The sequence below is a fragment of the Roseomonas sp. CECT 9278 genome, assembly GCF_918698155.1.
GTDB lineage: Bacteria > Pseudomonadota > Alphaproteobacteria > Acetobacterales > Acetobacteraceae > Neoroseomonas.
In genome coordinates this window covers 1-7,761 of sequence record NZ_CAKKLX010000091.1, presented here as the reverse complement: position 1 = coordinate 7,761, position 7,761 = coordinate 1, and the positions used below count along the sequence as shown (strand labels likewise).

The following is a 7,761-nucleotide window of genomic DNA, read 5'->3' as shown; positions in this document are numbered from 1 at the left end:
GTGCCGCCGCACCCCGCATCGCCGCGCGCACCCCACCGGCCGAGGCAGCGCGTCCACGCGCACGGGCGCCGGCCCGCGAACAGTCGGCAGCCGATCGCGCGGGTGGCGCAGGCGCCCCGGGCGGCGCCGCGCAAGGCAGCCCGGCGCAGGGCGGCGCGGCCGGCCCGGCCGGGGCTTCCGCGCCATCCTCCGGCGGAGCCGCCGGCGCGCAGGATGGCCCGCGCCTGCCGCCGGACTACGCCGCGGCGGTCGCGCGCATCCTGCGCCGCAACCTCCGCTACCCTGCCATCGCGCGGGACCAGGGCATCGTCGGCGTCGCGATGGTGCAGTTCGCCATCGCGCGGGACGGCACGGTGATGGCGCCGCGCCTGGTGCGCGGCAGCGGGTCCGTGATGTTGGACCAGGAGGCGATGGCCCTGCTGCGCCGCGTCTCGCCCTTGCCGCCGCTGCCGCCCGCCATTGCGGGCGGGCAGGCGAGCGTGATGGTGCCGATCGGCTTCGACCTGCGCTGAGCGCACACGGCGGTCGCGTTCCTTCGCGTGGCCGATGCCTGCCGGCACGGTCCCTGGGGTGGCGCGCCGGCGTGGCCGCCGGAACACGGCACGGCAAAACAGGACTGGCGGGGTCCGCTATGGCTTGACGCTGATAATGATTCGCATTTGCATATGCGCCAGCACAGGAGCCCCCATGCCGCGACACATCCATCCCCCCCGGCCCCGCCATGTCACCGCCCGGTCCCTGCTTCTCGCGGGGGCCGCGGGCACGCTGCTGGTCGCCGCGCCTGCGCGCGCACAGGATCCCGCGCCCACCGCCGATCCCGCCCCGGCCGGCGAGGTGCGCGTGCCGCCGCTGACGCTGCTGCCGCCGGTCAACACCACCGGCCTGCGCAACCCGCGCCGCCTGTTCGACACGCCCGCCACCGTCGACGTCATCACCGGCGAGGAGATCGACCGCCAGCTCGCCCGCAACATCGAGGACGTGTTCCGCTACACCCCCGGCGTCACGGTGAACCGTGCAACCACCGGCGCGGACCCGTTCCGCAGCCTGGGCGGCATCACCATCCGCGGCGTCGGCGGCAACCGCGTGCTGACGCTGGTGGACGGCTTCCGCACCATCGAGCGCATCACCGACGGCACGCGCGACGTGGTGGACCCGTGGAACCTGCGCCGGGTCGAGGTGCTGCGCGGCCCGGGTTCGGTGCTGTACGGATCGGACGCGCTGGGCGGCGTGGTCAACTACATCACCCGCAACCCCACCGACCTGATCCGCCCGGGCGAGGTCTGGGGCGGCGAGATGATCACCAGCTTCGCCTCGGTGGACAACAGCATCCAGAGCCGCATCTCGGTGGCCGGGCAGGTGGACGAATTCTCCGCCATGTTCTCCTACCAGCGGCGCGACGCGGAGGAGCCGCAGCGCAACAACTCGCGCTCGCCGGACGGGATCTGGAACTGCACGCGCAACGTCGCCGCCGGCGCGCTGCCCTGCAACCGCTTCGACCCGCAGGACATCGCGGCCGACAACTACTTCTTCCGCGTGGTGTGGCAGCCGCTGCCGAACCTCCAGGCGCGCTTCACCGCCGACATCCTGAGCCGCACCACCGACGTGGACCAGACCTACGACCGCGGCCCGGCGACCGGCGGCTTCACCAACCTGACCTGGGACCGCCGGCAGGAGATCGACCGCCGGCTGTTCATGTTGGATGTGACCTGGCAGCCGGACTTCAGCTGGCTCGACAGCGTGCGCGTCATGGCCGGCTACCAGCCGCAGGAGATCACGCGCAGCGGCGTGCGCACGCGCCGGCAGTCGAATGGCCAGGTGCTCCAGATCGCCGACCGCCTCACCTATTCCGAGGACGTGCTGCAGGGCGAGGTGCAGCTCAACTCCAGCTTCGACCTGGCCGGCACGCGGCACGTGCTGACCTATGGCATCTCGGCCAGCGACACCGCGACCGACTATGCGCGCGAGGACATCACGGTGAACCTGGCCACCGCACGCACCACGGTGGCGCGCGCCGGCGGCTTCAACTTCGCCAATGCCGACACGCAGCGGCTGGACTTCTACCTCCAGGACGAAATCACGCTGTTCGACGGACGGCTGACGCTGGTGCCCGGCGTGCGCCATTCGCGCACGCGCATCTCGCCGCGCCCGGATGCCGACTACGTGGCGGTGCGCGGCGCCGAGCCGACCACGCAGGACGAAAGCAACGTCTCCTTCGGCTTCGGCGCGATCTATCGGCTGGACGACACCTGGTCGCTCTACGGAAACTACGGCGAAGGCTTCAAGATGCCGACCGCCGAGCAGCTGTTCACGTCGCTGCCCGGCACCACCTTCAACCTGGTGCCCAACCCCGGCCTGAAGCCGGAACAGGCGCGCAGCGTCGAGGGCGGCATCCGCGTCCAGTTCCCCAATGCCTATGCCAGCCTGGGTGTCTTCCGGGTGGACTACACCGACTTCATCCAGAGCTTCGTGACCATCCCGGGCACCATCAACATCACCTACCAGAACCTCAGCGAGGTGACGGTGCAGGGCATCGAGTTCGCCGGCGCCTGGCGCTTCGCGGAGCAATGGACCCTGCAAGGCGGCGCCAACTGGCAGGAAGGGCGCCAGCGCGCCACGCCGACATCGCGGCGCACGGCCTTCGACGGCGCGCGGCCGCTCACGGTCAGCGCCGGCGTGGCCTGGGCCAACCCGGACTGGGGCACCACCGTCACCTTCAACGGCAACTACGCGGCCGAGGTGGCGCAGGCCAGCACGTCGCAGCTGTATCTGCCGAAGGCCTATACGGTGTTCGACCTGCTCGCGACCTGGCGGCCGCGGCCCTTCCTCGAACTGAACGCCGGCATCTTCAACCTGTTCGATGCGCGCTACATGCCGCTGGCGCCGGGCGGCACGGCCTATAACCGGACGGAATTCACCACCAACGACACCAAGGCGGTGAACCCCATCGAATTGCAGGTCGCGCCGGGGCGCAACTTCCGCATCGGCATGCGCGTGACGTGGTGAGGGATGCCGGCGCTGGCCGGCACCGGCGGGCGCGGCGCTTCAGGGCGCCGCGTCCCGGCACCACCAGGCGTCGTCGCCATAGCTGCGCCGGGGCTGGCGCGGCCCCGGCGCGAAGCGCGCCGCGACGATGATCCGCCGCACCGGGTCGTAGTGGCCGGGCACCAGCAGGTCGCGCCATTGCAGCGCGCGGTCCAGCACCCGCACCGTGGTGCGCAGCGTGTCGCGGTCGGGCGCCGCGACCAGGCGGTCGAGCAGCGCATCGATCCCGGGCTCGGCCACGCCGGTGAGGTTGCCGCTGCCGAGGCGGCGCGCCGCCTCGGAGGACCACAGGCTCATTTGCTCGCGCCCCGGCCATTCAGGCGGGATGGTGAAGCGATAGACCAGGTCGAAATCCCAGGCCCGGGTGCGGGCGGTGAAGCTGGCGGCGTCCGCCACCTCGAAGCGCGGGGCGATGCCGATGCGGCGCAGCGCGCGGAACCACACGCCGATGATCGCCTGCTGCGCATTGGACTGCGCCAGCACCGAAAGCGAGAAGGGCGCGCCGGTCGCGAGGTTGACCATGCGCCCGTCGCTCTCGCGCGGGGCCCAGCCGGCCTCGGCCAGCAGCGCCAGCGCGCGTTCCAGCACGGCGCGGTCGCGCCCGCTGCCGTCGCCGGCCGGGGGTGTCCAGGCGCGGTCGAAGGCCTCGGCCGGGAACAGGCCGGGGAATTCTGCCATCAGCGCGCGCTCGGCCCCGTCAGGCGGCTGCGTCGCGGCCAGGTCGGAATTCTGGAAGAAGGATGCGGTGCGGCGGAAGCTGCCCTGGAACAGCGCGGCATTGGCCCATTCGAAATCCAGCAGCATCGACAGCGCCTGGCGCACCCGCGGGTCGGCGAAGCGGTCGCGCCGCAGGTTGAAGGCGAAGCCGTTCATGCCCGTGGTGTACCAGTGCGGCTGCTCGATCCGGCGCAGGCGGCCGTCGCGCACCGGCGGCACGTCGTAGCCCAGGGCCCAGCGCCGGGCGTCGGGTTCCTGCATCCAGTCCTCGCGCCCGGCCAGCAGCGCCTCGGTGGCGGCGACGCGGTCGCGGTACCAGCGTTGCTCGATGCGGTCGAAATTGTGCCGGCCGCGGCCGGTCGGCTGGTCGCGCGCCCACCAGTCGCGGTTGCGTTCGAAGGTCACGGCGCGTCCGGGTTCGACCTGCACCACGCGATAGGGGCCGCTGCCGATCGGCGGGTCCATCGTCAGCGCGGAGAAGTCGCGCCCCTCCCAGGCATGGCGCGGCAATACCTGGAATTCGCCGAGCTGCAGCACGCCGCGCCGCGCCGCGCCAGGCGGCAGGCGCAGGCTGACGGCACGCGGGCCTTCCAGCACGGGATCGGCGTGTTCGGCCAGTGCGCGCAGATGCGGCCGGCCGTGACGGGCCAGCACCTGCACCGTGAACACCAGGTCCTCGGCGGTGACGGGCCGGCCATCGTGGAACCGCGCATCGGCGCGCAGGGTGAAGGTGACGCGGCGCGCGGCCTCGTCGATCGCAACGCTTTCGGCGAGGTGCGCGTAGGCCACCTGGCTTTCGTCCGGCGCGCCCATCAGCAGCGGGTCGTGCACCCAGTTCCACACGCCCATCACCAGGCGGCCGCGCAGCGTGAAGGGATTGAGCGAATCGAAGGTGCCCGGCAGCGCCATGCGCAGCGTGCAGCCCTTCGGCGCATCCGGGTCGACATGCGGGAAGTGGGTGAAGCCCGGGGGTAGGGCGGGCGCGCCATGGGCGGCGACCGCGTCGTCGCGCGCCGCGGCGCCGGCGGGGAGGAGGGCGAGGGCAAGAGCTATGCGAGTGAGAGTCATTCGCATATATAGCGACGCTTCCCACCACCGAGTCCAGATGACCCTGCCCCGCTACATCCTGCGCCGCCTGCTGCTCGTGCCGCCGACCCTGCTGGCGATCGTGGCGCTGAACTTCCTGGTCGCGCAGCTGGCGCCGGGCGGACCGGTCGAGCACCTGATCGCGACCCTGGCCGGCGACCAGCAGGACGTGGCGGAGCGCGTGCTCGGCGGCAACGCGACCGATGGTGGCTTCGACGACCCGGCGTTGCGCTACCGCGGCAGCGAGGGGCTGGACCCGCGCCTGGTCGCCGAGATCGAGCGGCAGTTCGGCTTCGACAAGCCGCCGCTCGAACGCTTCTGGCTGATGCTGCAGCGGCTGGTCGCCTTCGACCTCGGGCGATCGTTGTTCCTCGACCGTCCGGTGACGACGCTGCTGCTGGAACGCCTGCCGGTGACCGCGTCGCTCGGCCTGCTGTCGATGCTGTTCACCTACCTGCTGGCGGTGCCGCTGGGGATCGCGCTGGCGGTGCGGCGTGGCACGCGCTTCGACCGCGTGGCCACCGGGCTGACCGTGGTGGCGCATGCCTTGCCGGCGATGGTGATCGCGGTGGCGCTGCTGGTGCTGTTCGCCGGCGGGCGGTTCTGGCAGGCCTTTCCGCCGGGCGGGCTCGTCTCCGTGCATTGGGCGGAGCTGTCCTGGCCGATGCGCATCCTCGACTGGCTGTGGCACATGGCGCTGCCGGTCGCCGCCATGGTGATCGCCGGTTTCTCGATGCTGGCGCTGATGACGCGCAACCTGTTCCTCGAGGAACTGGGCAAGACCTATGTGCTGCTGGCGCAGGCGAAGGGGCTGGCGCCGCGCCGCGTGCTGGCCGGCCATGTGTTCCGCAACGCCATGCTGGTGGTGACCGCGGGCCTGCCCACCGCGCTGCTGGCGGAAGTGACCGGCGGCACGGTGCTGATCGAGGCACTGTTCGGCCTGCAGGGCCTCGGGCTGCTGGGGATCGAGGCCGCGCTGTCGCGCGACTTCCCGGTGATTTTCGGCACGCTGTGGCTGACCACGCTGCTCGGCCTGCTGGCGCATCTGCTGGCCGACCTCGCCTATGTCGCGGTCGACCCGCGCATCGGCTTCGAGGCGCGCCGTGGCTGACCGCCGTGCCCTGCTGCGCGGCTGGCCGGCGCGCGGCCTGCTGCTGCTGGTGGTGCTGGTGTTGCCGGCGGAATTCATCGCCAATGACCGCCCGGTGCTGCTGTGGCGCGACGGCGTGCTGAGCTCGCCCGCGCTGGTGCGGCCGACCGAACGGCAGCTCGGTGGACGCCTGCCGATTCCGGCCGACTTCCATGATCCTGGCGTGCAGGCGCTGCTGGCGGCGCAGGGCGCGGTGCAGCTCTGGCCGCCGATCCGCCATGCGCCGGACTCGGTGGCGCCGGGCGTGCCGGATGCCGCGCCCGCCGCGCCATCGTGGCGCCATCCGCTGGGCACCGACGACCAGGCACGCGACGTGCTGGCGCGGCTCATCTGGGGGCTGCGGTTGTCGCTGCTGTTCGGCGCGATGGTCACCTTCGCCTCCGTGGTGATCGGGCTGCTGCTGGGCGCCGTGCAGGGCTACTTCGCCGGCACCACCGACCTGGTGCTGCAGCGGCTGACCGAGATCTGGGCCGGCGTGCCGATCCTGTTCCTGCTGATGATGGTCGCGACCGCGGTGGCGCCGACCGTCTGGGTGCTGGCGGTGGTACTGTCGCTGTTCATGTGGATGATGATCGCGCGCTATGCCCGCGCCGAATTCCTGCGCCTGCGCGGCGAGGATTTCGTGCGCGCCGCGGTGGCGCTGGGGGCGCCGGCGCGCAGCATCATGGCGCGCCACATCCTGCCAAATGCGCTGGCCGCGCCGCTGTCCACCGCGCCCTTCCTGATGGCGATGGCGATGACGATGCTGGCCGGGCTCGACCTGCTCGGGCTTGGATTGCCGCCAGGCACGCCCTCGTTGGGCGAGATGCTGGCGCAGGCGCGCAACAACCTGCAGGCGCCCTGGCTGGCGGCGGCGGCGGTCGGTGCGCTGTCGGGCGTGCTGCTGCTGCTGACGCTGTTCGGCCAGGCGCTGCGCGATGCGCTGGACCCACGGCTGATGCCGGCGCACCGGGTGCTGGAACCGCTGCCGTCCACACCCGCGGTGCCGGACGCGGTGCTGGAGGTGCGCGGGCTGGAGGTGGCGTTCGGCGCCGTGCAGGCGGTGCGCGGCGTGGACCTGGTGGTCCGTGCGGGCGAGGCGGTGGCGCTGCTGGGCGATTCCGGCTCGGGCAAGACCGTCACCGCGCTGGTGGCCTGCGGGCTGGCGCCGCCGCAGGCCAGCCGCATCGCCGGTTCGGTCCGCCTCGCCGGCACCGAGACGATCGGCGCGCCCGAGAAGGTGCGCCGGGCGCTGCTGCGCGACCACATCGGGCTGGTGTTCCAGGAGCCCGGCGCGGCGCTGAACCCGCTGCATCCGGTGCTGCGCCAGGTGACGGAGGCGGCGGCGATGGCCGGGCTGCCGCGCGACGCCGCGACGGCGCGCGCGGTGGAACTGCTCGGCCTGGTCGGCCTGCCGGAGGCCGTCGCGCGGCCGCAAGCCCTGCCGCATGCCTTCTCGGGTGGGCAGCAGCAGCGCGCGGTCATCGCCATGGCAATCGCGCGCGACCCCGTGCTGCTGGTGGCAGACGAACCGACGGCGTCGCTCGATGCCGCGCTGCGCGGGTCGATCCTGGCGCTGCTCGACGACCTGCGCCGGCAGCGCGGCATGGCGCTGCTGCTGATCACCCATGACATCGCCGCGGCCCGCGCGGCAGCCGGGCGCATCGTCGTGATGCGGGACGGCCGGATCGTTGGCGGCATGGCCGCGGATGCGCCGGCCCACGGCGCGCCGCCGGCGCTCGCGCGGCTGCTGGCGCCGCCCTCGCCACCGCCGCGCCGCCCGCCGC

The 7,761-nt window shown here is 72.7% G+C and carries 5 protein-coding genes; 4 read left to right on the top strand and 1 reads right to left on the bottom strand.

Annotated features, from left to right (window positions below; all coding sequences use genetic code 11):
* Positions 1-512 (top strand): energy transducer TonB (locus LQ222_RS25745; protein ID WP_230169739.1); only part of this gene is annotated, 512 nt, incomplete at its 5' end.
* A gap of 175 nt (positions 513-687) precedes the next feature.
* Complete coding sequence (locus tag LQ222_RS25740) at positions 688-3,003, top strand: TonB-dependent hemoglobin/transferrin/lactoferrin family receptor (RefSeq protein WP_230169738.1); 2,316 nt, start codon at positions 688-690, stop codon at positions 3,001-3,003.
* 39 nt (positions 3,004-3,042) lie between these two features.
* On the opposite strand, the gene LQ222_RS25735 is transcribed toward LQ222_RS25740, so the two are convergent.
* Positions 3,043-4,827: an extracellular solute-binding protein gene (locus LQ222_RS25735; RefSeq protein ID WP_230169737.1), complete on the bottom strand. Its 1,785-nt coding sequence runs from the start codon at positions 4,825-4,827 to the stop codon at positions 3,043-3,045.
* Between the two features lie 37 nt (positions 4,828-4,864).
* Here LQ222_RS25735 and LQ222_RS25730 point away from each other — a divergent pair, with 37 nt between their 5' ends.
* Positions 4,865-5,956 carry an ABC transporter permease subunit gene (locus tag LQ222_RS25730; RefSeq protein WP_308071667.1) on the top strand — a complete coding sequence of 364 codons (1,092 nt, stop codon included), beginning with the start codon at positions 4,865-4,867 and terminating at the stop codon, positions 5,954-5,956.
* The coding region (locus tag LQ222_RS25725; RefSeq protein ID WP_230169736.1) for an ABC transporter permease subunit at positions 5,949-7,761 on the top strand (1,813 nt) is incomplete at its 3' end. The genes LQ222_RS25730 and LQ222_RS25725, both read left to right, overlap by 8 nt.